At 61.3% G+C, this 25,763-nt stretch carries 26 protein-coding genes; 9 read left to right on the forward strand and 17 right to left on the reverse strand.

From position 1 onward, the window contains the following. Positions 1-134 precede the first annotated feature (134 nt). The 7 genes from astA to J0G10_RS12310 all read right to left on the reverse strand — a co-directional run bounded on the left by astA (position 135) and on the right by J0G10_RS12310 (position 7,362). Complete coding sequence (astA, locus tag J0G10_RS12280; protein WP_095047516.1) at positions 135-1,169, reverse strand: arginine N-succinyltransferase; 1,035 nt, start codon at positions 1,167-1,169, stop codon at positions 135-137. A 61-nt stretch (positions 1,170-1,230) separates the two neighbouring features. Further along, a complete protein-coding gene (locus tag J0G10_RS12285) occupies positions 1,231-2,247 on the reverse strand; it encodes an arginine N-succinyltransferase (RefSeq protein WP_095047515.1) in 1,017 nt (338 codons plus the stop codon). A gap of 118 nt (positions 2,248-2,365) precedes the next feature. Continuing rightward, entirely contained in the window at positions 2,366-3,715 is a 1,350-nt protein-coding gene (locus tag J0G10_RS12290; protein ID WP_194934639.1) for an APC family permease, read from the reverse strand. Between the two features lie 81 nt (positions 3,716-3,796). After that, positions 3,797-4,549, reverse strand: coding sequence for an N-formylglutamate amidohydrolase (locus tag J0G10_RS12295; RefSeq protein ID WP_220558563.1), 753 nt, complete (start codon positions 4,547-4,549; stop codon positions 3,797-3,799). Then, the gene (locus J0G10_RS12300) at positions 4,533-5,864 is read right to left on the reverse strand and encodes a type I glutamate--ammonia ligase (RefSeq protein ID WP_220558564.1); all 1,332 of its coding nucleotides are present in this window, start codon (positions 5,862-5,864) and stop codon (positions 4,533-4,535) included. Before J0G10_RS12300 ends, J0G10_RS12295 begins: the two co-directional genes overlap by 17 nt. Next, positions 5,861-6,505: a cysteine hydrolase family protein gene (locus J0G10_RS12305; RefSeq protein ID WP_095047512.1), complete on the reverse strand. Its 645-nt coding sequence runs from the start codon at positions 6,503-6,505 to the stop codon at positions 5,861-5,863. The genes J0G10_RS12300 and J0G10_RS12305 overlap by 4 nt, the downstream gene beginning before the upstream one ends. 2 nt (positions 6,506-6,507) lie before the next feature. Beyond that, positions 6,508-7,362 carry a MurR/RpiR family transcriptional regulator gene (locus J0G10_RS12310; protein WP_093439023.1) on the reverse strand — a complete coding sequence of 285 codons (855 nt, stop codon included), beginning with the start codon at positions 7,360-7,362 and terminating at the stop codon, positions 6,508-6,510. A gap of 329 nt (positions 7,363-7,691) precedes the next feature. On the opposite strand from J0G10_RS12310, the gene J0G10_RS12315 reads away from it, so the two are divergent. After that, on the forward strand, positions 7,692-8,246 hold the full coding sequence (locus tag J0G10_RS12315; RefSeq protein ID WP_220558565.1) for a histidine phosphatase family protein: 555 nt from the start codon (positions 7,692-7,694) through the stop codon (positions 8,244-8,246). Then, on the forward strand, positions 8,246-9,001 hold the full coding sequence (gene cobF / locus J0G10_RS12320; protein ID WP_220558566.1) for a precorrin-6A synthase (deacetylating): 756 nt from the start codon (positions 8,246-8,248) through the stop codon (positions 8,999-9,001). The genes J0G10_RS12315 and cobF overlap by 1 nt, the downstream gene beginning before the upstream one ends. 232 nt (positions 9,002-9,233) lie before the next feature. Here the strand turns inward: cobF and J0G10_RS12325 are convergent, their stop codons facing one another. From J0G10_RS12325 to J0G10_RS12335, 3 genes are read right to left on the reverse strand one after another with little or no spacing between them, the layout of a single operon-like run. After that, a complete protein-coding gene (locus J0G10_RS12325; protein WP_095047509.1) occupies positions 9,234-10,415 on the reverse strand; it encodes an acetyl-CoA C-acetyltransferase in 1,182 nt (393 codons plus the stop codon). A gap of 11 nt (positions 10,416-10,426) precedes the next feature. Continuing rightward, entirely contained in the window at positions 10,427-11,092 is a 666-nt protein-coding gene (locus J0G10_RS12330; protein ID WP_093439005.1) for a CoA transferase subunit B, read from the reverse strand. A gap of 24 nt (positions 11,093-11,116) precedes the next feature. After that, positions 11,117-11,815 carry a CoA transferase subunit A gene (locus tag J0G10_RS12335; RefSeq protein WP_016983257.1) on the reverse strand — a complete coding sequence of 233 codons (699 nt, stop codon included), beginning with the start codon at positions 11,813-11,815 and terminating at the stop codon, positions 11,117-11,119. 292 nt (positions 11,816-12,107) lie between these two features. On the opposite strand from J0G10_RS12335, the gene J0G10_RS12340 reads away from it, so the two are divergent. Next, positions 12,108-12,995, forward strand: a complete 888-nt coding sequence (locus tag J0G10_RS12340; protein WP_095124726.1) for a LysR family transcriptional regulator — start codon at positions 12,108-12,110, stop codon at positions 12,993-12,995. A 201-nt stretch (positions 12,996-13,196) separates the two neighbouring features. On the opposite strand, the gene J0G10_RS12345 is transcribed toward J0G10_RS12340, so the two are convergent. Together J0G10_RS12345 and J0G10_RS12350 are read right to left on the reverse strand one after the other, a co-directional pair. Next, entirely contained in the window at positions 13,197-14,039 is an 843-nt protein-coding gene (locus tag J0G10_RS12345; protein ID WP_095124725.1) for an NAD-dependent protein deacetylase, read from the reverse strand. A 91-nt stretch (positions 14,040-14,130) separates the two neighbouring features. Next, positions 14,131-15,177, reverse strand: coding sequence for a class I SAM-dependent methyltransferase (locus tag J0G10_RS12350; protein ID WP_220558850.1), 1,047 nt, complete (start codon positions 15,175-15,177; stop codon positions 14,131-14,133). Between the two features lie 413 nt (positions 15,178-15,590). On the opposite strand from J0G10_RS12350, the gene J0G10_RS12355 reads away from it, so the two are divergent. Beyond that, on the forward strand, positions 15,591-16,430 hold the full coding sequence (locus J0G10_RS12355) for an HvfB family MNIO-type RiPP peptide maturase (RefSeq protein WP_095047506.1): 840 nt from the start codon (positions 15,591-15,593) through the stop codon (positions 16,428-16,430). Continuing rightward, on the forward strand, positions 16,423-17,175 hold the full coding sequence (locus J0G10_RS12360) for an HvfC family RiPP maturation protein (protein WP_220558567.1): 753 nt from the start codon (positions 16,423-16,425) through the stop codon (positions 17,173-17,175). The genes J0G10_RS12355 and J0G10_RS12360 overlap by 8 nt, the downstream gene beginning before the upstream one ends. A 1-nt stretch (position 17,176) precedes the next feature. Here the strand turns inward: J0G10_RS12360 and J0G10_RS12365 are convergent, their stop codons facing one another. The 4 genes from J0G10_RS12365 to J0G10_RS12380 all read right to left on the reverse strand — a co-directional run bounded on the left by J0G10_RS12365 (position 17,177) and on the right by J0G10_RS12380 (position 22,658). Next, on the reverse strand, positions 17,177-18,205 hold the full coding sequence (locus J0G10_RS12365; RefSeq protein ID WP_220558568.1) for an NAD(P)/FAD-dependent oxidoreductase: 1,029 nt from the start codon (positions 18,203-18,205) through the stop codon (positions 17,177-17,179). Further along, positions 18,192-20,372, reverse strand: a complete 2,181-nt coding sequence (locus J0G10_RS12370; RefSeq protein ID WP_220558569.1) for a hypothetical protein — start codon at positions 20,370-20,372, stop codon at positions 18,192-18,194. The genes J0G10_RS12365 and J0G10_RS12370 overlap by 14 nt, the downstream gene beginning before the upstream one ends. 241 nt (positions 20,373-20,613) lie before the next feature. Beyond that, the gene (locus tag J0G10_RS12375) at positions 20,614-21,921 is read right to left on the reverse strand and encodes a sensor histidine kinase (RefSeq protein ID WP_095047502.1); all 1,308 of its coding nucleotides are present in this window, start codon (positions 21,919-21,921) and stop codon (positions 20,614-20,616) included. Beyond that, positions 21,918-22,658 (reverse strand): response regulator, encoded by a 741-nt coding sequence (locus J0G10_RS12380; RefSeq protein ID WP_007919579.1) that lies wholly within the window; start codon positions 22,656-22,658, stop codon positions 21,918-21,920. The genes J0G10_RS12375 and J0G10_RS12380 overlap by 4 nt, the downstream gene beginning before the upstream one ends. Positions 22,659-22,954: 296 nt before the next feature. On the opposite strand from J0G10_RS12380, the gene J0G10_RS12385 reads away from it, so the two are divergent. The 3 genes from J0G10_RS12385 to J0G10_RS12395 are packed head-to-tail and all read left to right on the forward strand — an operon-like array spanning position 22,955 to position 24,768. Continuing rightward, the gene (locus J0G10_RS12385) at positions 22,955-23,218 is read left to right on the forward strand and encodes a DUF2790 domain-containing protein (protein WP_095047501.1); all 264 of its coding nucleotides are present in this window, start codon (positions 22,955-22,957) and stop codon (positions 23,216-23,218) included. 46 nt (positions 23,219-23,264) lie between these two features. Beyond that, positions 23,265-23,519: a hypothetical protein gene (locus J0G10_RS12390; RefSeq protein ID WP_095047500.1), complete on the forward strand. Its 255-nt coding sequence runs from the start codon at positions 23,265-23,267 to the stop codon at positions 23,517-23,519. A 37-nt stretch (positions 23,520-23,556) separates the two neighbouring features. After that, positions 23,557-24,768 (forward strand): cytochrome c biogenesis protein DipZ, encoded by a 1,212-nt coding sequence (locus J0G10_RS12395; protein WP_220558570.1) that lies wholly within the window; start codon positions 23,557-23,559, stop codon positions 24,766-24,768. Between the two features lie 16 nt (positions 24,769-24,784). Here J0G10_RS12395 and J0G10_RS12400 read toward each other — a convergent pair whose 3' ends face one another. After that, positions 24,785-25,246 carry a GNAT family N-acetyltransferase gene (locus J0G10_RS12400; RefSeq protein WP_220558571.1) on the reverse strand — a complete coding sequence of 154 codons (462 nt, stop codon included), beginning with the start codon at positions 25,244-25,246 and terminating at the stop codon, positions 24,785-24,787. Between the two features lie 225 nt (positions 25,247-25,471). On the opposite strand from J0G10_RS12400, the gene J0G10_RS12405 reads away from it, so the two are divergent. Beyond that, positions 25,472-25,744, forward strand: coding sequence for a DUF4242 domain-containing protein (locus J0G10_RS12405; RefSeq protein ID WP_095047497.1), 273 nt, complete (start codon positions 25,472-25,474; stop codon positions 25,742-25,744). Positions 25,745-25,763: the final 19 nt, after the last annotated feature.

Raw genomic sequence — 25,763 nt, forward strand, 5'->3', positions numbered from 1 at the left:
TTGAACAAAGGTGTCAACGCCGAAGAATGAAAAGGCTATCACGCGAATGGGTCAAGGATCATGACGAATTTGCAAGGGACAGGTTGTCGCTGACCCTTTTGCTGAAAGGATTTACCTTTTTGCGGTGGTGACCGTCAGGCCGCCACCGCCTGTTGCTGTTGATTGGGCAGCATCACCGCGCGTACCGAGTTGCCCGGTTGCAGTTGCAGGCGCTTGGCGGTGAGGCGGTCGATCACCAGGCTGCTGCCGACCCGGCGGGCGCGAGCGACGGTGATGCGGCAGTTCTCCAGACGCCGGTTGTGAATCAGCCACAGTGGCGCCTGTTCGTCCGGGCTGCCGAGGCTCAGGGCCAGCTCGACGCTCTCGCGCACGGTGCGGATATTGCGCACCGGCGCTTCGATCACCGGGCCGCCGTCGAAGATGTCGATGTAGCCTTTGTGGGTAAACCCTTCGGCCTGGAGGATCTTCAGCGCCGGTTCGGTATTCGGGTGTGCCTGGCCGATCGCTGCCTGGGCCTGTTCGGTGAGCAGGCAGGTGTACAGCGGCTGGCGCGGCATCAGTTCGGCGATGAACGATTTGTTGCCCAGCCCGGACAAGTGGTCGGCATGGCTGAAGTCCATTTGAAAGAAATGCCGACCCAGGCTGTCCCAGAACGGCGAACAACCGTGTTCATCGGCACTGCCGCGCAGTTCGGCAATCATCTTCTCGCCGAACAAGTGCGGGAACTCGGCAACGAACAGCAATCGCCCCAGTGACAACAAGCGGCCATTGCTGCCGTGGCGCTGGTCATGGCCGAGAAACAGCGAGCACAGCTCAGATTGGCCGGTGAGTTCGTTGTTGAGAAACAGTGTCGGGATCTGCCGTTGAATGCCCAGATCCGGCGCCGAACTCACCGTCAATCCGACCCGATAGTTGTACCACGGCTCACGCAGGCCGACCGCCCCGGCCAGAGCGCTGACGCCGACCACGCGCATGTCGTCGTCTTCGAGCACAAACAGATAGTCTGCGTCGGCTCGTTCCACTTGTTCGGCGAACGCCCGTTGCGCCCAACGGACCCGGTGGGACAGGCGATCTTCGTTGGCCGGCAGGGTGGTGAACCCCGGGCCGGCCTGTTGCACCAGCGCCATCAAGGCTGGTAGGTCGCTGACTTTGACCGGGCGGACAATCATGCTGTAACTCCTTCTGCGCGCCTGTTCGGGCACTGTCGTTGTCTGCGCAACCGCACGGGTTTCACAGGGCAATCAGCCGGATCGGGCTGCCATCGGTCACGTTCAGCGCCGCACACATTGCAGGGGTGAGGGACAGCGGTTGATCGGTCTGGTAATCGAGTTCGGCCATGATCGACCGGAAGCCGTGCAGCGCGTCGTTGCTCAGCAGATAACGACCGCGGGCATCGATTTGGGGTTTTTGCTGAACTGTTGCCGTCTGGCTGCGGGCGATCGAACGAATGTTGCTGGTGCGCGCATACAGGGTCGGGCCGGCGTCGAACAGGTCGATGTAGCTGTTGGTTTCGAAACCCTCACGCTCAAGGATGTCGAACGCTTCCTGACCGTCCGGGTGAATACGACCGATACAGTCCTGCGCCGCTTGCGGCAGCATCGGCACGTAAATCGGGTATTGCGGCATCAGTTCGGCGAGAAACGTGCGGCTCTGCAGCCCGCACAGGCGTTCAGCTTCCGCGTAGGGCAGGTCGAAGAAGTGTTTGCCCAGCGCATCCCAGAACGGCGAATGACCTTGCTCGTCGCTGTAGCCGACCAGTTCAGTAATCACCGCTTCGGCAAAGCGCCGCGTGTGAGCGGCGATGAACAACAGGCGCGCACGGGACAACAATTCGGAGAACGGCGTACGCACCAGTTCGGCATTGATGTGAAAACCACGCAGCAATGTGTGGCCGCTGAGGTCATGGCACAGCGACAGCGCCGGCACGCCATGTTCAATGTTCAGCTCGCGGGATGCACTGGTGAAATGGCGGTTGCGCAGGCTGTAGAACGGCTCGTCGAAGCCCGCCGTCGCGAGAATCTCCGAGCAGCCGACCAGCCGTTGGCGGTCCAGGTCTTCCAGCACGAAGAAGTAGTTCTCCGGGCCTTGGGATGCCGCTTCGCTGTCAAACGAGGCGCAGGAGCCGGCGATTTTCTCGCGCAGGCGTTCGCTGTCGTCCGGCAGGGAAGTTACGCCCACCAGACTGTCGCGGGCCAATTGTTGTAGCTGGGGCAGGTCAGTCTGTTCGACTGGGCGTAAGACCAGCATGGATGTACTCCTGTATCAAAAGGTTCGGCGATGTCGCCAAACCTGACTATCACTGTCGGTGTCCACGCGATAAATCGGCGGTCGCCTGATTTGTTGTCAGACGCCGCTCTTTTTCTTGTCAGCCGTTGCTCGGGTCAGGCAGCGCGGTACTGGCGCCGAGTTTATTCAGGAAGAACAGATACACCAGGCCCAGGGCAATCCAGATCAGGCCGAGCTTCTGCGCATCGACGCCCATGTTGTACATGATGGCCGCGACGATGATGAAGCCGATGACCGGGCAGATCAGGTGACGCACCACTTGGCCGGACTTCTGCCGACGCCAGTAGTAGTTGATCACTGTCAGGTGCAGCAGCATGAAGCCGCTGAGCGCGCCGAAGTTGACCAGCGAGGTCAGGGTGTCGACCGAGTTGATGAACAGGTAGCAGATCACCAGCGACAGCACCGCCACCAGATAAATGCTCAGGTACGGCGTGTTGTGTTTCGGATGCACCTTGGCCAGCACTTTCGGCAGCTTGCCGTCGCGGGCCATGCCGAACAGCAGACGCGAGACTGCGGCTTGCGAAGTGATCGCCACGGCCACGCCCCAAGCCAATGCCGTCGCGACAGCGGTCAGGGTCGCCAGCCAACTGCCGGCGGCGATTTCGGCGATTTCATAGAACGCGGTGTCGGCGGATTTGAAACCCATGCCGGCCGCCAGATCGGTGGCAATCCAGGTTTGCGCAACGAAAATCACGCCCATGACCACCAGGGTGATCAGCGCGGCTTTGCCGACGCTCTTGCCCGGATCGCCTTTGATTTCTTCAGCGAGTGTCGAGATCGCATCGAAGCCAAGGAACGACAGCACCGCAATCGACACCGCTTGCATCAGCAGGGCGAAGTTGAAGGTTTGCGGGTGATACAGCGGCGCCAGAGTTAGTTCGCCGTTACCGCCACCGTTGTGCAGGGCATTCCAGGCGTAGAACAGGAAAATCCCCAGCACCACCAGTTGCGCGAGCAGGAAGATGATGTTCATCCGTGCCGTGAAGGTGATGCCGCGCAGGTTGACGAAGGTCGCGCTGACCAGGAACGCCAGAATAAAGCCGACTTTCGGGATGTCCGGGTACAAGTGGTTGAGGGCCATCGCCGCGTAAACGTAAAGCAGCGGCGGGATCAGCAGGTAATCGAGCAGCATCAGCCAACCGGCGATGAAGCCGACGTGCTGATTGAGGCCGCGTTGCGCGTAGGAATAGACCGAACCGGCAATCGGAAAAGCCTTGGCCATGCTGCCGTAACTCAGCGCGGTGAACAGCATCGCCACCATGCCAATAATGTACGCCAACGGCACCATCCCCGGTGCCTCGGCGTTGACGTAGCCATACACACCGAACGGGGCGATGGGGATCATGAAGATCATCCCGTATACCACCAGATCGGTCAGCGTCAGGCTACGTTTCAACTCTTGCTTGTAGCCGAATTCTTCAATTTCCATGAAGCGCAACTCCTTGTCAGCCAGTCGGTCGTTTTAGTTGTTATCGATCCATCGTTTACAGCGTCAGCAGTCTTTCATTCATTACAGCAACGGCGCGAGGTATCCGGCCCAGCGCGATACGGCTTCGGGGCTGCGCAGCAAATCGTTGCGCACCTCGATCAGCACCGAGTCGAGGCCACGGGCATCGCCGTGCACCGGCACGGTCATGTCACCCAGCGGATCGATCTTGTAGGGCTGATTGCCGGCCACTTTCAGCGGATGCTCGCCGAGACCGTCGAGCAGGCGTTGCGCGTAGGCCTTGGCCTGACCGAACAGCACGCCGGCCTCCAGGTGTCGTGGCTGGCCGTAATACACCGGGGTGAAGCTGTGAATACCCACTACACGCACCGCTTGACCTTGGGCAACACGTTCGTCGATCAACGTTTGCAAACGTGCGTGAAACGGTTTGAACAAGGTTCGGCGGCGGTACTCGCGGGTGGCTTCGTCCAGCTCGCGGTTACCCGGCACCTGATAGATTTCGCTCTGCGCCGGAATACTGTCCGGGGCGTGGCGGGGCCGGTTCAGATCGATCAGCAGGCGTGAGTAATTGGCGCTCAACAGGGTTGCGCCGAGCCTTTCTGATAACTGTTCGGCGAGTTGCAGCGCACCAATGTCCCAGGCGATGTGTTCAGCGGCGGCAGCCTCGTCCAGGCCCAGATTGTTCAGGGCCTCGGGGATGTAGCGGTTGGCGTGTTCGCACACCAGAATCACAGGGTGCGTCGAGTCGGCGCGGCTCAGGTTGTAGGCCGGTCGGGTGTACAACCCCAGCTCGGCGGATTCAGTACAGGCGTGCATAGTGCTCACACAAGTCAGCGGGCGAGAGCTGTTCCGTCAGCGCCAGTTCCTCGGTTTTCAGGGCGTAGTAAGTGTCGAGCAGCGGCTTGGGCAGCCATGCAGTGAAGGTGCCACTGTTGCGCAGGCAATCCAGCGCCTGGGCCAGCGAGGCGGGCAGGGCGATGATGCCCCGGGCCTTGCGTTGCTCGTCATTGAGTGAATCGGGAATTTCGTTAGTGATGGCGTTCAGCGCCAGACGCTGTTCGATGCCCAGACGTCCGGCGATCAGCAGCGCGGCCATGGCCAGATGCGGCGAGGCGGTGGCGTCCATGGCGCGGAACTCAAGGTTGAACTGCTGGGCCACGGATTTGCCGCCGAGGCTCACGGTCGGGCAGATGCGCAGCGCCGCCTCGCGGTTCTGTTGACCCAGACAAGCGTAAGAGGCGCTCCAGTGATGCGGCTGCAAGCGCTCGTACGACACCGGCGTCGGCGCGGTGAAGGCACAGAGGGCCGGCAAGTAATGCAGGATCCCCGCCGCCCAATGCTGGCCAAGACTCGACAGACCGTTGCTGGTACCGGGGTCATAGAGCATTGGCTGGCCGGCCAGATCGAGCAGGCTGACGTGTAGATGCACGCCGTTGCACACCGCATCCGCCGCAGTTTTCGGCGCGAAGCTCAGGTCGAGGTCCATTTGCCGGGCGATCTCGCGGGTGATCTCGCGCACGTTGACGGCACGATCAGCCGCCGCTACGCCGAGCGTCGGGCGGCAGGTGATTTCGTATTGATGCTTGCCGTATTCCGGCAGAAACATTTCCGGCTCGACACCGCCGGCGCGCAGGGCGCTGAGCAGCCAGCCACCGAACTCGGCACCTTGGCGCTGGGCTTCGAGGGAGAACGCCAGATGCTCGGCAAAACCGGCGTGTAGGTTGAATTCATGTTCGAACGCGGCGTTGACCTGCAAGCCCAGTTCATCGCGATAACGTTCGATTTCATCGCGCAACAACGTGCGCGGGCAGGCGCCCCACGGGCGGCCATCGGTTTCGCGAATATCGCCGTGGATAAAATCCAGCGCCGGCGCGTTAGCGTCCGGGCCGTTGCCAACGGTGACGCGGCTGCTCAGATCGGGAATCAACCGCAGATCGCCATAGGCGCCCCACGGATTGGTCGAAGCAATGATGTCCTGCGGCGTCAATGCGCTGTTGGCCGGTACCCAGCCGCAGCCGGCGGCTTGATAATGCTCCAGCTCATCAGTGGGAAACGAGCGGCCGCGGGTGATGCCGATCAGGTCTGTGGTGACCAGCGTGGTCATCGGCAGCGGCGTCAGGCGCGTGCTCATGGCTGCATCTCCTGCAGGCGGGCGAGCACGGTGTCGGTGTCGGTGATCCAGCAGTAACCCTTGATCGCATTCAGGCAGGCGTGATGGCGTTCGGCGCTGTAGGTGGCGCAGGCATCTTCCACCAGGGTGACCAGATAGCCACGATCGGCGGCGTCGCGCACGGCCATGTCGACGCACTGATCGGTGACGATGCCAGCGATGATCAAGTGACGGGTTTGCAGGTTGCGCAGCACGTAATCGATGTTGGTCGAGTTGAACACTCCGGACGAGGTCTTTGGCAGGACGATTTCGTTTTCCACCGGGCTCAGGTCTTCAATGATCCGCGCCTGCACGCTGCCTTTGGGCAGGTGCATGTCCGAGAGTTTGTGGTCGAGCGAGCGGTCACGGCCATCAGCCGTAAGGCTTTCGATAATGGTGTGCAGCACGTTCTGCCGCGCCTCGCGAAAGGCACTGAGCAAACGACGTTGGTTGGGCACCACCTGCATGTGTGCACGGGTCAGGAAATACTCGGCGTCAGGCCCGTTGAGGTGCGCGTCGAACTGCGGTTCGAGCCAGGCACGCTGCATGTCCACCAGCAACAGTGCGGTGTGATCGGTGACAAACGGCAAGTCTCGCGGCGAGCGGTGGGGAAGGCTGAACATCCTTATTTATCCTCCAGCAGGTGGGTGTTGAAGTCATTGCGCAGGGCATCGATGCCTTCCAGGCGATCGGCGAGGTTTTCGGTGCGCAAGGTCAGGCAGGCGATCAGTGCTTCGACCTGAGCCAGCGCTGGCACCATGGTGTCGAACGGCGAAGCCGATTCCACCGGCGCGCTGATGATCAGGTCGGCCAGTTCGCGCAGCGGCGAGGCATAGATGTCGGTGAACAACACCACGCGCGCGTTGTTGTTTTTTGCCGCGCTGGCGACTCGCAAGGCCTGGGTCTGGTAGCGGCGATAGTCGAACAGCAACACCACATCCTGGCGTTGCAGATCAAACAAGCGATCAGGCAGTTGCGCGTTGTCTTCCAGAGCGAAGCAACCGGGGCGCAGCAGGCGCAGGTGATTGAGCAGGTAGGTGGCCATCAGGCTGCTGAAGCGCCCGCCGAAGCAATACACCTGATGCCGGGCATCGAGCAGCCAGTCGGTGAGAATGCGCACGTCTTCGGGTTGGGTCAGCGATTGGGTTTCGACCAGCAGGCGATGGCTGTCGCCCAGATAGTGGCTCCAGGCGTCGTCCCTGTGTTGATGGGCGCGCGGTTGCAACAGCGTGCGCGGCGAGCGCAGGCGGTGATCCATGTCACTGAGCAGGGCATCCTGGAATTCGGCGTAACCACCGAAACCGAGTTTTTTCACCAGCCGCACGATGGTCGGATCGCTGACGCCGGCATGTTCGGCCAGACGCGCCATCGGCCCCAGACCGTTGCGTGGGTACTGATCAAGCAAGGCGCGAACGACTTTGCGCTCCGACGGCGTAAGATCCAGGCCGGGATCGGTGATCAGGTCTCTGAGAGGGGGCATCCGGGCTCCTGCTGGATGAGGGTGTTGAATTCGCTTCATAATCCGTTAAAACAGTATTTATGTAACTGACGTTACATGTCTAGTGAATTTTTCCGCGTGTTGAAAAGGCCCCAAAATGGGGCGAGACGCCTGTGTAACAAGGGCCACACGGACTTCGACAGGGCTTGTAGTCCATCGCCCACGTTAGTGTCAGAGATTGCCGTATTTTTGCTTTTGTCCGCACATGCCGGGGCGATCCAACAACCCTGCAACCCTCGGTTTACGGCACAATTGCCGACACAACGGCTTTGCGCCGCTGATTTTCATGAAGGCCCACCGGAGCGATCCCTGTGCAGACCACTCGTTTGACATTGATTTGCCATGCGCGAACCGTCGCACAGAAATTGGCGTGTTTTCCTACGAATGAACCTGTTGAAAATAGCCCGCTGACACCGGGCGAATTGGCCGAGCGTTTCGACGCCGCGCGACGCTTGATTTGCGCGCCGGAGTTGCGCACGCGCCAGACAGCGGCATGGTTTGGCTCGGATGCGCAGATTGATGAGGCGCTGCGCGATTGTGACTGGGGACGCTGGCATGGCCAGTCGATCAAAGCCCTGCAAGCCTCGGAAGACGCCGCGCTGCACGCCTGGCTGGAAGATCCCCACGCCACTCCGCATGACGGTGAGTCAGTGGCGCAGTTATGCCAGCGCGTGGCGATTTGGCTAGCTAACCTGCAAGGCACGTCGGGACATGTCGTGGCGGTGACGCATCCGTTTGTCATCCGCGCCGCGCTGATCCACGTGCTGCGCGGTTCGGCGTTGCATGACATCGATGTCGAACCGTTGTCGCTGCTCGAACTGCGCTTCACCGGGCGCTGGCGCCTGTGTCTTAAAGGAGCTTTGTGATGAAACAACTGCTGGTGATCGGCATCGGTGCCGGCAATCCCGACTACATCACGATGCAGGCGGTGAAGGCGTTGAATCGGGTCGACGTGTTCTTTCTGATGGACAAAGGCCAGAGCAAGGACAAGCTGATCGACCTGCGTCGCGAGATTTGTGAGCGCTATATCGACAATCCTGACTACCGCTTCGTCGAGGCCCACAGTCCGGAGCGCGAACGCGGCGATGTCGACTACGCCGCCAGTGTCGATGAGCTGAACCGCGCCAAGCAGCAGACCTTTGAGCGGCTGATCAATGACCAATTGTCTGACGGTCAGTGTGGCGGGTTCCTGGTGTGGGGTGACCCGGCGCTGTACGACAGCACCGTGCGTATCCTCCAGACGATTCTGGCCTCGGGCGCGTGTGCCTTCGAGTTTGAGGTGATCCCCGGGATCACCAGCGTTCAGGCGTTGGCGGCGCAGCACAAGGTGCCGTTGAACACCATCGGTCGTTCCATCGAAATCACCACCGGGCGGCGTTTGGCGGCAGGGCTGGTGAGTGATGCGGACAGTCTGGTGGTGATGCTCGATGCTGAAGATTCGTATCACCGGGTGGCCGATCAGGATACCGAGATTTACTGGGGCGCCTACTTGGGCACACCGGACGAGATTTTGATCAGCGGCAGGCTGGCGGATGTTGCGGATGAGATCGAGCGGGTGCGCAAGGCGGCGCGGGCCGAGCATGGGTGGATCATGGATACGTATTTGTTGCGCAAGCCTTAGATTTTCGCTGGCCGGGCGGGCCTCTTCGCGAGCAGGTCGAATCGTCGCACCGTCGCTCCCACATTCTGAAATGCATTCCCTGTGGGAGCGAGCCTGCTCGCGAAGGCGCCGGAACACTCAACGCACATTTCCAACAGGCAAAAAAACACCCGGTGCAACGCAAGTCGCACCGGGTTTTTGTTGCCAGCAAGCGGCGGATGTCGTGGATCCGCCATTCACTGTTGAACTCTGGTTATGCGCGTTCCAGCGCCAGCGCCACACCCTGACCGCCACCGATGCACAGGGTCGCCAGACCCTTTTTCGCATCACGCTTGATCATTTCATGCAGCAGGGTCACCAGCACGCGGCAACCCGATGCACCGATCGGATGGCCCAACGCGATGGCGCCGCCGTTGACGTTGACCTTGTCCAGATCCCATTGCAGATCCTTGGCCACCGCCAGCGATTGCGCAGCGAAGGCTTCGTTGGCCTCAATGAGATCGAGCTGGCCGATGTTCCAGCCGGCCTTGTCGAGGCAGCGGCGGGTGGCCGAAACCGGGCCGATGCCCATGATTGCAGGATCAACACCTGCGTTGGCGTAGGCAGCGATTTTCGCCAGAACCGGCAGACCGAGGGCTTTGGCTTTCTCGGCGCTCATCAGGATGACCGCAGCGGCGCCGTCATTCAGCGACGAAGCGTTGCCGGCCGTGACGCTGCCGTCCTTTTTAAATGCCGGGCGCAGTTTCGCCAGGGATTCGGCAGTGGTGTCGCCACGCGGCTGTTCATCAACCTTGAAGGCAACCGGATCGCCTTTGCGCTGCGGGATCAGGATCGGCGTGATCTCATCGACAAAACGACCGGCCTCAATCGCGGCGGCGGCTTTCTGCTGAGAAGCGGCGGCGAAAGCATCTTGCTGTTCGCGGCTGATCTCGTATTTGTCGACGAGGTTCTCGGCGGTGATGCCCATGTGGTAATCGTTGAACGCATCCCACAGGCCATCGCTGATCATGGTGTCGACGATTTGCGCGTGGCCCATACGCAGACCGGTGCGTGCGCCCGGCATGACGTAGTTGGACAGGCTCATGTTTTCCTGGCCGCCGGCGATGATCACGTCAGCGTCGCCGCAACGGATCGCTTGCGCACCCAGATGCAGGGCTTTGAGGCCCGAACCGCAAACCTTGTTCAGGGTCATTGCTGGCACGGCATGGGGCAAGCCGGCCTTGATCGCGGCCTGACGCGCCGGGTTCTGGCCGGCGCCGGCGGTCAGCACCTGGCCCATGATCACTTCATCGACCTGCGCACCGTCCAGACCGGTTTGTTCGAGCAACTGGCGGATCACCGCCGCGCCCAGATCAACCGCGGACACGCTGGCCAGGGAGCCCTGGAAACTGCCGATCGCGGTGCGCGTGGCGGCAACAATTACGACGTCTTGCATTTTCGAATTCCTCACTGGGCAGCGAACTGCATTTCCGGTACGTGATCCGGGACGATCAGTTTACCAGCGGTTTTGGCGACGATTTCCTCGACGCTGACGCCAGGTGCGCGTTCCTTGAGGACAAAAGCGCCATTTTCGATTTCCAGGTAGGCGAGGTCGGTCAGCACGCGCTTGATGCAACCGGCGCCGGTCAGCGGCAGGCTGCACTTGGATAGCAGTTTCGACTCACCATCCTTGGAGGCGTGGGTCATGATCACGATGATATTGTCGGCGCCGGCCACCAGATCCATCGCACCGCCCATGCCCTTGACCAGTTTGCCGGGGATCATCCACGAGGCGATGTTGCCTTCGACGTCCACTTCGAACGCGCCGAGCACGGTCAGGTCGACATGACCGCCACGGATCATCGCGAACGATTCGGCGGAGTTGAAGATCGACGCGCCGATACGCGCAGTCACCGTTTGTTTGCCGGCGTTGATCATGTCGGCATCGATAGTGTCTTCGGTCGGGAACGGACCCATGCCGAGCAGGCCGTTTTCCGATTGCAGCATGACTTCCATGCCTTCGGGAATGTAGTTGGCGACCAGGGTCGGAATGCCGATGCCGAGGTTCACATAAAAGCCGTCCTGCATTTCGCGGGCGACGCGCTGAGCCATTTGTTCGCGGGTAAGTGCCATGGTTTTATTCTCCGTCAGCCTGAATTATTTGCGGATGGTGCGCTGTTCGATGCGTTTTTCGAACGTGCCGCAAATGACCCGATCGACGTAGATGCCCGGGGTGTGGATCTGCGAGGGGTCGAGTTCGCCGGGTTCGACGATTTCTTCGACTTCAACCACGGTGATCTTGCCGGCGGTAGCCGCCAGCGGGTTGAAGTTCTGCGCGGTGTGACGGTAGATGACGTTACCGAAATGGTCGGCTTTCCAGCCTTTGACAATGGCGAAGTCGCCAGTGATGGATTCTTCCATCAGGTACTTACGACCTTTGAATTCGCGTACTTCCTTGCCTTCGGCGACCGGGGTGCCGACGCCGGTGGCGGTGAAGAAGGCCGGAATGCCGGCGCCGCCTGCGCGCATCTTCTCGGCGAGGGTGCCTTGCGGGGTCAGGATGACTTCGATGTCGCCTTTGAGCAGTTGTTCTTCGAACAGCTTGTTTTCGCCGACGTAGGAGGCGATGACTTTGCTGATCTGACGATCGGTGAGCAGCACACCGAGGCCAAAACCGTCGACGCCGCAGTTGTTGGAAACGACGGTGAGGTCGCGGGTGCCTTTGCGTTTGATCTCGGCGATCAGGTTTTCCGGAATGCCGCACAGACCGAAGCCGCCGGCGATAACGGTCATGCCGTCCTCAAGCCCGGCCAGGGCTTCCTCGTAGGAACTCACGCGCTTGTCGAAACCTGCCATATGCACCTCTTTTATTATTTGCGGGCGGCTGGCTAGCCGAATGGTTGGAGTGTCTCGCTGGAGGATATATTTGTTAAGTTGATTTTTAAGGTTTATTAATAGATAAAACTCAATAATCGCGTTATGGCGTGCTGCTTTGATCGTTCCCACGCTCCGCGTGGTAATGCCTCTAGGGACGCTCCGCGTCCAGTGACGCGGAGCGTCACGGGCTGCGTTCCCACGCAGGAGCGTGGGAACGATCATCATGGCTCGCCGCTTAACGCTTGTAGCTTACAACTGGAGCGAAGCGAGTATGACCATCAAACAGATCCGCGCCTTCCTCGCTGTGGCACAGAGCCTGAGCTTCGCCGTGGCCTGCGAGCGTCTGCACCTGTCGCAATCAGCCTTGAGCCTGACCATCAAAGCGCTGGAAGAGGGCCTGGGCGGTCGCCTGTTCAGCCGTAACACACGCAATGTCGCGCTGACTGCGGAAGGTGAATCCTTGCTGCCGCTGGCGCGGCGGCTGATCGCCGACTGGGATAACGCCGAAGACGAAATGCGCCAACGCTTCAGCTTGCAGCGCGGGCGGGTGACGCTGGCGGCGATGCCGTCGTTTGCCGGCAACCTGCTGCCGCCGATCCTCAAGACGTTTCGTGCGCGCTACCCGAACGTCAACGTCACGGTCAATGACGTGATCAATGAGCAAGTGCTGGAAATGGTCCGTGACCGTCAGGTGGAACTGGGCGTGGCGTTCGAGCCGATGCAAAACACTTCGATGACGTTTACGCCGTTGTACGTGGATCGCTTCGTCGCGGTGGTGTCGAAGGATTCGCCACTGGCGCAGCGCGGCGAGATCGATTGGCAGACGTTATTGCAGGAGCCGTTCATCACCTTGCAGCGGCCTTCGACGGTGCGAGTGATGCTCGAAGAGCACCTGCAGGCGCGAGGCATGAAGTTGCCGGTGGAATTTGAAAGCCATCAACTGGCCACGGTCGGGCGGATGGTCGCCAGTGGTCTGGGCGTCAGTGCTGTGCCGGCGTTGTGCGCCGAGCAGATGCAGGAACTCGGCGCCCACTGCCTGACCCTGGATGACTCGGTGGAGCGGGCTATCGGCGTGCTGACTGAGCCGGGCAATGAACTGTCGGCGGCGGCGCAGGCGTTGTTCGATATTCTCAAGGCTGAAGATCTGGGGCGACTGTGAGATCTACCCCCTCACCCCAACCCTCTCCCCCAGAGGGGGCGAGGGGGAAGGGAGCTGATCGGGGGCATTTCAAAAGATGGGTTCGGCTCGAAATTTTCAGGTCGCAGTATTAAGTCCTGACAACTCGGTCAGTTCCCTCTCCCTTGGGAGAGGGCTAGGGTGAGGGGCTTGGGTCCGGAGTCGAGCACAAAGTGCAGCAACTCACCGATCCAGCACTTCAACCAACAACGGCAAAAGCTGTTCACACGACGCTTCAATCTTCAAATCCAGCAAATCATCCGCGCGGGTCTTGCCCAGATTGATCGCAATCAACGGCTTGCCACGATCGGCAATCACCCGGCACAGGCGAAACGCCGAGTACGCCATCAACGAAGACCCCACCACCAACATCCCCGCTGCATTCTCTGCCGCCGCCATCGCCCTTGCCGCCGTGGGCTGCGCGACGTTCTCGCCGAAAAACACCACGTCCGGTTTCATCCGCTCGCCAGCGCAATGCGGGCAGCGCGGCACCTGAAAGCGCGCTTCGAAGGCCGGGTCGAGCAGGGTGTCGCCATCCGGCGCCTGGACTGCATCGACCCCGGCCAGATACGGGTTGTGCATTTCCATTAATTGTTGAATCGAATCGCGCTCACTGCGCTGGCCGCAGTCCAGGCAGAGGACGCGATGCAGGCTGCCGTGCAGTTCGATCACATCGTGACTGCCGGCTTGATCGTGCAGGGTATCGACGTTCTGGGTGATCAAGGCGTGGATCAGCCCATGGCGCTGCAATCCGGCCAACGCTTGGTGCGCGGCATTTGGCTGCGCCTGACGCACCCTCGGCCAACCCAGCATGGCCCGCGCCCAGTAGCGGCGGCGCGACTCGGGGGCGGCGAGGAACTCCTGGTACATCATCGGCTGCCGGCCACGGCGCACACCGTCGCTGTCGCGGTAATCCGGAATGCCCGACGGCGTGCTGATGCCGGCTCCGGTCAGCACGAGGAAATCGCCATCAGCCATCACCTCTTGCAGCGTATCGAGGTGTTCGCGGGTCGGGTTGTCGAGCATGGTCAGCGCTCCGAAGTGGGCAGTGCGCGCAGGTTAGCACCAACCTTGGTGGCGAGGGCGCAAGCTCCCACGCCACAGTTTTAAAAGCGGATTATTTACGTGCCTCCAGAATCAGGTTGAACGGCGTTTGCGTGGCCCGGCGGAACTGCTTGAAACCGGCCTCGGCGAATACTTTGCGCAGACGCACTTCCCCGGCCTGCGCCCCCAGGCCCAGGCCGACTTCCTGCGACAGCGAGTTGGGGGTGCAGATAAACGTCGAGGCTGCGTAGAACAGCCGTCCAACCGGGGTGATGTTGTCGTCCAGTGTGTCGTTGGCGAACGGCTCGACCAGCAACACCGTGCCATCGTCTTTCAGCGAGTTATAGGCGTGACGGGCGGCACCGACCGGATCGCCCATGTCGTGCAGGCAGTCGAAATAGCAGATCAGGTCGTAGTCGTCGCCGGGGTAGCTTTTCGCCGAACCCTGAAAGAACTTCGCCCGGCTGCTGACGCCACCTTCCTCGGCGCGCTGGGTGGCGACGGTGATCGAGGGCGCGTGATAGTCATAGCCGACGAAACGCGAGTTGGGAAACGCCTGGGCCATGATCACGGTCGAGGCGCCGTGACCGCAGCCGATATCGGCGACGTTCGCGCCTTGCTCAAGCTTGGCCACCACGCCGTCCAGTGCCGGCAGCCATTCGGCAATCAGGTGACCTTTGTAGCCGGGCCGGAAGAACCGCTCGGTACCGGTGAACATACACGGGTGGTGATCGCCCCAGGACAAAGCGCCGTTGCCGCGCATGGCTTTGACCAGCTTGTCCTTGTCGTGAAAAAACGACGCCACCACCCCGAGGCCGCCAGCGACGTAGACCGGCGAGTCTTCGACGGCCAGGGCCAGCGCTTGCTCTTCGGGTAAACGGAACTGGCCGTCGTGGTGTTCCATGTAGCCGGACGCCACGTGGGCGCTGAGCCATTCACGAACCAGACGCGGGTTGCAGGTAGTTTTGGCGGCGAGGGCATCGGCACTGATCGTCTGACTGTCGGCCATTGCCCGGTACAGCCCGAGCTCTTCGCCGACGATGACATTGGCCAGCATCGCCGCGCCGCCCATGTCGTTGACCAGTTTGCCCATGAATTCGTTGAGCTTCGCCTCATCCATCATGTGTGCTCCTGAAACAGGATCACGGTCCGGCGGCGTCGAGGGTCGAGGCGTGCGCCACCGGGCGGTGGTCACGGAGTTGGGCAGGGCACGGCTGACGTCCTGCGTCCCCCTCGACTGGGTAATAAAGGAGTCTAGCCCCGGTCCGGGAGCGGCGCTGTATTTGTGAGCAACGAAAACCTGTGGGAGCGAGCCTGCTCGCGAAGGCGGCATTTCAGGCAATTCTGGTATTGGCAGTGCTGACGCTTTCGCGAGCAGGCTCGCTCCCACAATATTGATCGGCAGAGAATCTGTATCACTGTGTATCGCCGTGATGGTGGGACACACAGGGCTGCAAATGCCCGGTCATCTGCACACAACCGCAATACATCCGGCGGCTCAAATGTGGCAAACCCACTGCTGAGGTACATCCCATGCATACGCCGCCCTCATCAATGCCACCCAGTGTTGGCCTCGGCCTGCGCCGTGGTCTGCTGAAAGACCTGCAGGCTGCCCGTGGCGGCGCCTTCGACTTTCTCGAAGTCGCCCCGGAAAACTGGATCGGAGTAGGCGGCGCGCACGGTGCGGCGTTACGTGAACTGGCCGAGCGCTATCCGTTGTCCTGTCACGGCTTGTCGCTGTCGCTGGGCGGGTCGGCGCCGCTGGATGTCGGATTCTTGCAGGAGGTCCGGGTGTTTCTCGACCATTACAACGTGCCGCTGTACAGCGAGCACCTGAGTTACTGCAGCGATGACGGGCATCTGTATGACTTGCTGCCGTTGCCGTTCACCGAAGAAGCGGTGCAGCACGTTGCCGCGCGGATCAGTCAGGCTCAGGACATTCTCGGCCGGCGCCTGGCCGTGGAAAACGTCTCCTACTATGCCGCCCCGCGCCAGGACATGGACGAGGTGAGCTTCACCAATGCCGTACTGCGCGAGGCCGATTGCGACCTGCTGCTGGACGTCAACAATGTCTATGTCAACGCGATCAACCACGGCTTCGATCCGCAAACCTTCCTCGCCGGTATCGAGCCGGACCGGGTGGTCGGGATGCATGTGGCGGGGCATTTCGATGAGTCCGATACGCTGAAAATCGACACCCATGGTGCCTCAGTCAAACCGGTCGTGTGGTCTCTGCTGGCGGAGGCTTATAGGCGGTTTGGCGCGCAGCCAACGCTGCTTGAGCGGGATTTCAATTTCCCGGCATTTTCCGAACTGGTCGCTGAGTTGCATACCATTCGCCAACTGCAAGCCGGAGGTCGCCCTCATGGATAACCTGATACTGCAACAACAGGCGCTGACCCGGTATTTGCGCGATCCTGAACATCAATCGCCACCGGCCGACATGAACGTGGCGCGGGTCAACGTTTATCGCGATCTGGTGTTCAACAACGTTTCGCAATTGTTGAGCGGCACGTTTCCGGTGTTGATCCGGATCATCGGGGAACAACGCTGGGGCCTGCTCGTACGAGGCTTTTTGCGCGAGTGGCGGGCGCAGACCCCAAAGTTTGGAGAGATTGCCGAAACGTTTCTCGACTATCTCGCGTCGCCACCGCAGGTGTTGCGCGATGGCGAGTGGCCGGCGTTTCTGCTGGAGCTGGCGCATTACGAATGGGTCGAGATGATCTTGCAGCAGTCCGATGCTCAGGCGCTGCCGCCAAGCGATCCGGCGCTGTTGCTGGAGCGTCCGCTGCAGATCTCGGCACTGGCCTGGCCATTGGCGTATGTGTGGCCGGTGCATGCACTTGATCCGAACCATCAGCCCGCCACACCGCCGGCGCATCCGACGCTGTTGCTGGTGCGGCGCACGGCAGACTGGAATGTGCAGTTTTCCGAGCTGAGCCCGCTGGCCTGGCGCCTGTTACAGCGCATTGAAGCGTTTCCTGACCTTGATGGCCGCCAGCAATTGCAAGATCTGGCAGTAGAAGCAGGGGTGGCCGACACCGAAACGTTCATGGACAGCGGATCGGCGTTGTTGCGGCAGTTTCACCAAGAGGGCGTGCTCGCCAGCGTCCTGTAAGTCATGCCGCAGGCAGCCACGACGGCGGGCAGGGATGCAGACGATAGAAGTCGCGCAGGTGCGCCACATCGCGTGCAAATCCTGCGTTCAGCCATTGGCGATATTGCGCCTGCGCCGCTGTTTGCAAGGCCGGTTGGAGCAAACAATCCGCTACGGCTTGCGCGGCTTGCATACCGCTCATCAACGCTTTGAGCACGCCGTGGGAGGACGCCGGGTCGAGCCGGTTGGCGGCATCGCCCACCAGAAAATAGCCAGCACCGGTGACGGCCGGGATGATGCGCCAGGTTACATCGGCGCCGCGTATCCGCCCTACGGCTGGCAAAGCTTGCAGGGCCTCGGGAAGCCTCGTCGAGCGCCTGTTGTTCTCGAACGTCAGGTGCGTCCAGTGCAGCAACTGCGGCTCAACCTGGGCGATCCAGGTCCATCCGTCAGGATCGGCCAGCAAGTGCGCGGTTGTTGCATAGGTTGCGCTGTGACCTTGCAAATAGCCGTAACGCGCCACCAGCGGCGGTGAACAGTGGCGAACCGGCAGACCGAGTTGGCGAGCGAGCCAGTCGCAAGCGCCACTGGCATCGATCAGGCAGGTCGCGTAAAGGCGTGCGCTGTCGGTCTCCACGCCGATCACCCGACTGGCCTGAGTCAGCACTCGCCGTGCCCGGCAGGGCTGACTGATCTCCACCCCCAACGTCGCCGCTTGCGCCAGTAACGTCGCGTCCAGTTGCGCCCGCTCCAAATGAAAGCCCAGCCAGGCGCCGCGATCATCGGCGCCAAAGGCATTGAAGCGCGGCACACCGTTCCAGTGCACCCAGTGGCCGTCAAAGCGCCGTGCCGCGCGGCCACATAGCTGCTCGGCGACCCCCAGTTGTCGTAGCAGCGGTTCGATGCCCGGATGCAGGCTTTCGCCGGGGCGAAACCGGGGGAACGCCTGCCGTTCGATCAAGGCCACGCGCAGCCCGTGACGGGCGCAACTGATTGCCGTTGCGCAGCCCGCAGGGCCGGCGCCGACGACCACAACATCAAAATGTTTCATGGGCGACCCGCCATGGCAGGGTGTCGCGTTTGATCAGGATTGCATCGGCGCTGAGCAGCAAGATCACCAGCTCTTCGACTTCGACGTGGCGCAACCTGAAATCACTTGCAGGGATCTGCACGGCGCCGCGCTTGTACAGCAAAAAGCGCTGCACCCAGCCGTCGAGGAGCTGCCCTGCTTGCGCCTGCGCGCTGTCCAGTTCCGCGTTCGGCCGCTGCACGTCAACGAACGACAACAGTGGCCAGGCATTGCGCATGGGTTTATCGCTGGCGGCGCCGAGCGCACGGTACACGCGATACATCGAGCGCACGCGCTGCTGATACACGGTTTGCGCCGTGTGGCCGGTCGTGCTCAGGGAGAACTGGCCATCGAGGGCCACCTGTGTGTAATCGGCATGGGCGTACGCGTGGTACTGGACGATCAGCCGATCGTCTTGAGTGATGAGTTGAGGGCCGCGCTGATTATCCCAGGCCAGGCCGCCCATGCCGATTTCTTCATCGGTCAGGGGAATGATGCTGTGCAGCGTCGAGCGCGGCTCAAATACCCGTGCCGAATCCGGTGCCACGCCGGGCCAGAAAGAACCTAGCGCTGCGCAGATCTTCGCATCCTCGGGAAACGGGCTGGCCATCTGATAGCCGGCGAGGACGTTGATCCACTCGTCGTCTGCCGTGCGCTGGCGAACCCAGCCGACCTCCCAGCCAGGCCCGAACACCCCGGCGGCGCCGTCGGGCAGTGAGGTCGGCCGCGATGACGGTGGTAGCGGGGCAGTGGATTGCACCGTGTCGGTTTGATCGGCGAGGGCAACGATGGCGCTCACCCCTCGGTCAGTCGGGGAGAACAGTTGATCCTGCAGATCGAGGTTGGCGCAGTAGCGTACGTTGGAGAGCGCTTCAAGTCGGGCGTGCCAGAGACCGGCACTTGGTAACGCTGGTTCGTCGCTGACCCAGTGCAACAGCTTGCGTTGACTGCATAACGGATAGAAGTCCGGGGGGCCGATCAGCGAATAGGCCGCGATGGCCGGCAAATGGTTTTCCAGCATCGGGCAGCGTGGCAACACCCAGCCATCGGCAGTGCCGTCCTGATAATGCAAGGCGCGATAACCGCCCTGACGCACCAACGCCTCGACACCTTCATGCTCGTTCAGGTCTTCGATGCTGCCATCCGCTTCGACCCGATGACGTCCGTGCACCATGCCGCCGGTATTGGCCGGCAGCATAAAGGACAAGGGCTGCCCCTGATATTCGACGGGCGCCACCAGCCGGGCTCTGGCTTCAGGCACCAGCAGACCGGGGCCGAGATCTACAGTCGAGGCCCAATGCGCAAGATTTTCCGTGACGACGAAGGGTGGCTGGCTGATCTGCGGTTCCTGCCAACCGGTGCCGCTGTGGCGCAAATGGACATGCCGCAGTTTTTCGTTGATCTGGTGGTTGCCCAGCGTCACCGTCAGGTTCAGACCCTCCAGGCACTGCGAACCATTGAACAGCTTGTGCACGGGCACCCAGAAATCCAGTCCGGGGTCGAGGTCCATCTGAAAATCCATCGGCCCGAAGCGCTCGGCATCGCCCTTGAGTTGCACGGCAATGTAGGCGCTGTAGCGCACTGGCATCACCCGGATGCCGTGCGGATCATCGTCGACGAAGGGCAGGAAACTGCGCAGCGTTGCGTCATAGCACGGGGGGGCGGTGCCGACGCGGGCGATACCGGTACGCGAGAAGCACAGGTCGGCATGCCGGCCATGCACGGTGTCGGCGGCGCAGCGATATTCACTGGCAAACGCGACCACCGCCAACGGCGCGCCCCGGGCTTTGTGGCGCAGGCTGTCGAGCGTGGGCGGACTGACGCTGTAGACATAGTCGAGCACGGTCTCGATCTCGGCGGCAGTGGGGAACAGCTGTAATGTCTGGCCGTTTTTATCGCTGAGCACGTTTGGCGAGGCCAGCGCGTGATACAGCAGGCTGTGCGCCGGTGCGCCTGCCTCGATCGCCCGCCTGCCGGTCGTTGCGAAATCAGTAAATCCGGGTATTGACCGGTCGATTTTCAGGGGCTTGTGCAGTTCCGCCGCCAGCGGTTCAGCCAGCAAGTCCAGGCCGTGGGCGAGCATCAGTGAATGCCAGCCGCCAGGCGCCAGGCGCGTACACACGTGGGTAACGGATTCGAGCAGAGTCATGTTGCGCCTCGACAGGTTGGGCCAATTGTCATGGAACCGTAGCCCGGCGCTGACTTGCTACTGTCAGATCTGACAGTGGCGACCAATGGTGAACAGTGCGAAACGGGCAACACAACCATAAGCGCATCAGCCAAGGCGCACAGTCAGTGGATTCTGATGAAGTTGTAGGCATTGGCGCGGCGGTGTGCAGGCTACCGACCGGTATTGGTGCGTAGCGTTTAAACAGGCGCCGTTAAAGCGTTTATGGATGCAGCGGCAGCTTCAGTTCAGCGCACAGCCCGCCACCCTCGCGATTGCTCAACGTCAGCGAACCACCGAGCGCCATGGCCAGTTGCTGGGCGATCGCCAGTCCCAGCCCGGTGCCGCCGGTATCGCGATTGCGCGAGTTTTCCACGCGGTAGAACGGTTGCAGCACCTGCGCCAGTTCGGCGTCGGCGATGCCCGGGCCGCGGTCCATGACGGTGATCGCCAGGTTGCCTTTGTTGGCTTCGACCCAGACTTCGGCGGCGCCGGCGAATTTCAGTGCGTTGTCGGTCAGGTTCACCAGCACCCGGCGCAACGCATGAGGACGGGTGTCGATGACCGCCGCACTCTTGCCGACCAGTTGCACCTGCTTGCCCATGTCCTGATAGTCGAACACCAGGCTTTCGAGGAAGGAATCCATGTTGGTGCGGCGGCTTTCTTCGGTCGAACCATGGATGCTGCGCGCATACGCCACGCCTTCGCGCACCAGGTGTTCCATCTCGCTGAGGTCATTCCACAGTTTGTCTTTCTCGGTGCAATCGTCCATGAGTTCGGCGCGCAGTTTCATCCGCGTGATCGGGGTTTGCAGGTCATGGGAAATCGCCGCCAGCAGTTGCATGCGTTCCTTGAGATAAGCGGCAATGCGCGCCTGCATCGTGTTGAACGCCCGTGCTGCGTAGACCACTTCGTTCGGGCCGCTTTCGTCGAGGTTGATCGGGTGGGCGTTGGGGTCGAGTGTTTCCACCGCGTTAGCCAGCCGGGTCAGGGGGCGAACCGCAATGCGCACCGCCAGCCAGGTGCAGACGAGCATCAGCGCCAATTGGCCGAGCAGTACTACCGGCAACCAGGGTGACAACGGGACCATGGCGGGGCGCACGTCGATGGTCACCGGGCTGCCGTCGCTCAGGCGCAGATGACCCTGAAAGTGTTTCTTCGGCCCGGGAATATCGGTGAAGGTCAGCGGATAGCGTTCACCAATGGCTTCGGTGATCGAGGTGACCGCCACCGGCACATCACTGGCCTCGATCGGTGTGCCCGGTTCGCCTTCGCTCAACAGGTAGCCATAATTTTTTCGCGCCAGACGCTCGAGCCAGGCAGGGCGCTCTTCGGCAGGCAAGCGATCAAGGATCGCAATCGAGGTCGAGACGTCGGTTTCCAGATTGCCGAGCATGGTGTTCTTGGCGCTTTGGTAACGCTCGTAATACTGCGCACCGAACGACAGCGCCTGAGCGAGCAACAGGCCGATCAGGAAAATCAGCGACAGGCGCGAGGCGAGGGTGCGCGGCCAGTGCAGATTGACGCTCATGCCGGGGCCCCGAGAATCTCGACCGGCAGTGAGAACACGTAACCTTCGCTGCGCACGGTCTTTATGTAGGCCGGCTCGCGCGCATCATCCAGCAGGCGCTGACGCAAACGGCTAACCAGCAAGTCGATCGAGCGGTCAAACAGATCGGCATCACGACCCTGGGTCAGATTGAGCAGTTGGTCGCGGCTGAGCACCCGTTGTGGGTGATCGAGAAACACCCGCAGCAATCGATATTCGGCGCCGCTGAGGGCGACCATGGTGCCGTCCTTGTCGAGCAGGTGACGGGCCGAGGTGTCCAGTTGCCAACGACCGAAGGCCAGCAACCGACCGGCCTCGGTGACCACCAGATTCGGCGGCAGCATGCGCGTGCGGCGCAGCACGGCGTTGATCCGCGCGAGCAATTCGCGGGCGGCGAATGGTTTGGTCAGGTAGTCGTCGGCGCCCATTTCGAGGCCGATGATGCGGTCGGTTTCATCGTTGCGCGCGGTCAGCATCAATACTGGCGTGGCCTTGTGTTTGCCCACCCGCAATTCGCGGCACAGCTGCAGGCCATCGTCGCCGGGCATCATGATGTCGAGCACGATCAGGTCGACGGTGTTGGCCTCGAGAAAGCTGCGCATCTGCCGGCCATCGGCGACCACCGTGGTGCGCAGGCCGTTTTTCTTCAGGTAGTTGCCCACCAGTTCACGGATCTCGCGGTCGTCGTCGACGATGAGAATGTGATCGACATGATCCATCGGTGCAAACCTCTATCAAAAGGGACTGCCGTGCAGTGTATCGAGCCTGCGGTGGCCCGCCTGCCTGCCTTTGTATTGCAGTGTATCTGCCGTGACTACGGATACACGGGGACGCAAAAACGCGATTTTTTCAGGGGTTTGTATCGCTGTGTATCCCCCGATGGCAAGGATACACAGCGATTGAAACGCGCCAGTTCCTGACACAGAGGCGATACCTCGCGAGCCTCAAATAGGCTCCATCGAGGCCCACACAGATCGCCTCGGCTCAAACCCCATTGAAGCCTTGAGGAAACGCCATGAACAACAACTCCGTAATCGCCGCCTGCCTGTTTGCCGCGCTGAACATCTGCACGCTCTCGGCCCGGGCCGAAGCCGCTGTTACCGCGCAAACCTACACCTACGGCACCCACCTGGATATCCAGAAAGTGATCTCGCTGAAACAGGACAACTCGGTGTCCTGCGGCATCGTCGAGGCGCGCATGACCTACCTCGATTCTGCAGGCAAAACCCGCGTACTCGATTACAGCAAATTTGCCGACGGCTGCAACAACGACAACTGAGTCATCAACGGCAACCAAGCCAACTCTTTATAGAAGGAACAACACCATGAACAACGTCGCGCGCTTTTTCACCGCCATCGCTTTCTCCCTGGCCGGCGTCGCCGCCCATGCCAACGCTGCGGTTGAACAGCATAGCTGCCACAGCAGCACCTGCTTCCAACTGACGCCGGGGGCCCAGCAGGGCAGCGACGGCCTGATTGCAGCGGACGGCTCCAGCCGCACGCCACAAGGGCAGATGTTCGCCGAGAACGGCGCCAGCCGTACGCCGCAGAGCCAATGGCTGGAAAGCCAGAGCGTCTGAACGGCTCGCCACAATCATTGATCAAGGGTGACTCACTATGTACCTCATCGCATTTCTCGGTGGTCTGCTGACCGTGCTCAGCCCCTGCATCCTGCCGGTGGTGCCGTTTCTGTTTGCCGGCGCCCAACGCAGTCGCGCTTCGATACTGTTGACCCTCGGCGGCATGGCCCTGACTTTCGCGCTGATCTCCAGCCTCGCCGTGGTCAGCAGCGAATGGGTGATCCAGGCCAGCAACAGTGGCCGTTACGTCGCGCTGATCGTGATGAGCGTGTTCGCCCTGTCGCTGATCTCGGCGCGCATCGGCGGCTGGCTGACACGCCCCTTCGTGATGCTCGGCAATCGTCTGGACCCGGACACCCGGAAAAAGGCCGGGCCGATGGGTTCGGTCATGCTCGGCGTGGCCACTGGACTGCTTTGGGCACCGTGCGCGGGACCGATTCTCGGGGTGATTCTCACCGGTGCCATGCTGCAAGGCGCCAACGCGCAGACCAGCCTGTTGCTGCTGGCCTACGGCGCCGGCAGTGCATTGTCGCTGGGCACGTTGATCTTCACCGGGCGCGGGTTGGTCAACCGTTTGAAACCGTCGATCCCGTTCACCGGTTGGTTGCGTCGTGGTGCCGGGGTTGCGGTACTGGCGACGACAGCGGTGATTGCCACCGGCTTCGATAAAACCTTGTTGGCCAACACCTCCTCCGAAGGCGTCGCCAGTGTCGAAAAACGCGTGTTGGAAAACGTGCCGAAAGTGGTCGACTACTTTGTCAGCAAAGTCCGCGCGGACTCGCCGATGGAGGAGGGCAAAGGCGCGATGCCGTCACTCGCTGGCGCCGTGCAATGGTTGAATTCACCAGAACTGAACGCAGACGCCCTGCGCGGCAAAGTGGTGCTTGTGGACTTTTGGACCTACGACTGCATCAACTGCCAGCACACCCTGCCGTACGTCAAGGACTGGGCGAAGAAGTACGAGAAGGACGGCCTCGTGGTGATCGGCGTGCACACCCCGGAATACGGCTACGAGCGGATCATCGAGAACGTCAAGGATCAGGTGAAAAAGCTCGGCATCACCTACCCGGTGGCCATCGACAACAACTACGCGATCTGGCGCAACTTCGACAACCAGTACTGGCCGGCGCATTACCTGATCGACGCCAAGGGGCAGGTGCGTTACAGCCACTTCGGCGAAGGTCGCTACGAGGCGCAGGAGCAGATGATCCAGCATTTGCTGGAGGAGGCTAAGGCGCCTGCGGCGTGATCAGCAAACCACTGGCTCAGAGGTCGCGGACCATGAGCCATTGTTCATTGCCCCAGGCGCGAAAACGCTCCAGGACTTGCCAGCCGCGTTTGGCGTAGTAGTCCTGCTTGGTCTGCGTATGCAGATACAAACGCGCAAACCCGCACTCTTTCGCTTCCTGACAAATCCCTTCAACCAAGCGCTCCGCCAGCCCTTGCCCGCGCGCTTCAGGACTGACGAACACGCAGGCCAGCCAAGGTCCGAGATTGGGGCGCAAGGCGAGGTCATCGCGTGCTAGCGCCGCGCCGCCGACCAGATGTTCACCGTCCATGGCGATCAGGCAAGACCAGTCGCCATTGCCTTGGCCCTCGGCAAATTCACGCTGCCATTTAGCCAACGGTTGGTCGATGTATTCGTAGGGGAATTGCTGGTGGATCCATTGAGCATAACGGTCGCTGTGGTGCATGTGATTCACGAGCCAATCGAGTTTCAGTGACATCGGTAGAGTCCGTTCCAGAAGCGAGCGGGCATCAGAAACCAATCCTCGAACGTTGGCAATCTTCAAGGTGTTCCAGACGCTTTACAGATTTCCACCGCTCATCGGCAAACCCCCGGTTTTACGGGGTTGCCAGACGATTGGCAGGGACGCCGAGCGGTCTCGGCGCGATAGTGCTTGAGCAGGGTCACTGCCGGCCTTGCCCCATAACAAGAGCGCGAGGTTGCCATGCCGAAATTCGTGATTGAACGCGAGATTCCAGGGGCCGGGAAGCTGTCGGAAGCAGAACTCAAAGCTGTGTCGAAAACGTCCTGTGATGTCTTGCGCGAACTCGGTCCGCAAGTGCAGTGGCTGCAGAGTTATGTCACCGCTGACAAGATCTATTGCGTGTACATCGCGCCTGACGAAGAGCAGGTACGCGAACACGCCAGGCTTGGAGGATTTCCTGCCAACAGTGTGGCGCGAGTGATGACGGTCATCGATCCGACGACGGCCGAATGATCACCGACCCCACCCGCAG

This window comes from Pseudomonas germanica (genome assembly GCF_019614655.1).
Classification (GTDB): Bacteria; Pseudomonadota; Gammaproteobacteria; order Pseudomonadales; family Pseudomonadaceae; genus Aquipseudomonas; species Aquipseudomonas neuropathica.

Coding starts and splice junctions, on each gene's coding strand:
- astA (WP_095047516.1), bottom strand. CDS start 1,169: ATGATTGTCCGCCCGGTCAAAGTCAGCGACCTACCAGCCTTGATGGCG.
- J0G10_RS12285 (WP_095047515.1), bottom strand. CDS start 2,247: ATGCTGGTCTTACGCCCAGTCGAACAGACTGACCTGCCCCAGCTACAA.
- J0G10_RS12290 (WP_194934639.1), bottom strand. CDS start 3,715: ATGGAAATTGAAGAATTCGGCTACAAGCAAGAGTTGAAACGTAGCCTG.
- J0G10_RS12295 (WP_220558563.1), bottom strand. CDS start 4,549: ATGCACGCCTGTACTGAATCCGCCGAGCTGGGGTTGTACACCCGACCG.
- J0G10_RS12300 (WP_220558564.1), bottom strand. CDS start 5,864: ATGAGCACGCGCCTGACGCCGCTGCCGATGACCACGCTGGTCACCACA.
- J0G10_RS12305 (WP_095047512.1), bottom strand. CDS start 6,505: ATGTTCAGCCTTCCCCACCGCTCGCCGCGAGACTTGCCGTTTGTCACC.
- J0G10_RS12310 (WP_093439023.1), bottom strand. CDS start 7,362: ATGCCCCCTCTCAGAGACCTGATCACCGATCCCGGCCTGGATCTTACG.
- cobF (WP_220558566.1), top strand. CDS start 8,246: ATGAAACAACTGCTGGTGATCGGCATCGGTGCCGGCAATCCCGACTAC.
- J0G10_RS12325 (WP_095047509.1), bottom strand. CDS start 10,415: ATGCAAGACGTCGTAATTGTTGCCGCCACGCGCACCGCGATCGGCAGT.
- J0G10_RS12330 (WP_093439005.1), bottom strand. CDS start 11,092: ATGGCACTTACCCGCGAACAAATGGCTCAGCGCGTCGCCCGCGAAATG.
- J0G10_RS12335 (WP_016983257.1), bottom strand. CDS start 11,815: ATGGCAGGTTTCGACAAGCGCGTGAGTTCCTACGAGGAAGCCCTGGCC.
- J0G10_RS12340 (WP_095124726.1), top strand. CDS start 12,108: ATGACCATCAAACAGATCCGCGCCTTCCTCGCTGTGGCACAGAGCCTG.
- J0G10_RS12345 (WP_095124725.1), bottom strand. CDS start 14,039: ATGCTCGACAACCCGACCCGCGAACACCTCGATACGCTGCAAGAGGTG.
- J0G10_RS12350 (WP_220558850.1), bottom strand. CDS start 15,177: ATGGATGAGGCGAAGCTCAACGAATTCATGGGCAAACTGGTCAACGAC.
- J0G10_RS12355 (WP_095047506.1), top strand. CDS start 15,591: ATGCATACGCCGCCCTCATCAATGCCACCCAGTGTTGGCCTCGGCCTG.
- J0G10_RS12360 (WP_220558567.1), top strand. CDS start 16,423: ATGGATAACCTGATACTGCAACAACAGGCGCTGACCCGGTATTTGCGC.
- J0G10_RS12365 (WP_220558568.1), bottom strand. CDS start 18,205: ATGAAACATTTTGATGTTGTGGTCGTCGGCGCCGGCCCTGCGGGCTGC.
- J0G10_RS12370 (WP_220558569.1), bottom strand. CDS start 20,372: ATGACTCTGCTCGAATCCGTTACCCACGTGTGTACGCGCCTGGCGCCT.
- J0G10_RS12375 (WP_095047502.1), bottom strand. CDS start 21,921: ATGAGCGTCAATCTGCACTGGCCGCGCACCCTCGCCTCGCGCCTGTCG.
- J0G10_RS12380 (WP_007919579.1), bottom strand. CDS start 22,658: ATGGATCATGTCGATCACATTCTCATCGTCGACGACGACCGCGAGATC.
- J0G10_RS12385 (WP_095047501.1), top strand. CDS start 22,955: ATGAACAACAACTCCGTAATCGCCGCCTGCCTGTTTGCCGCGCTGAAC.
- J0G10_RS12390 (WP_095047500.1), top strand. CDS start 23,265: ATGAACAACGTCGCGCGCTTTTTCACCGCCATCGCTTTCTCCCTGGCC.
- J0G10_RS12395 (WP_220558570.1), top strand. CDS start 23,557: ATGTACCTCATCGCATTTCTCGGTGGTCTGCTGACCGTGCTCAGCCCC.
- J0G10_RS12400 (WP_220558571.1), bottom strand. CDS start 25,246: ATGTCACTGAAACTCGATTGGCTCGTGAATCACATGCACCACAGCGAC.
- J0G10_RS12405 (WP_095047497.1), top strand. CDS start 25,472: ATGCCGAAATTCGTGATTGAACGCGAGATTCCAGGGGCCGGGAAGCTG.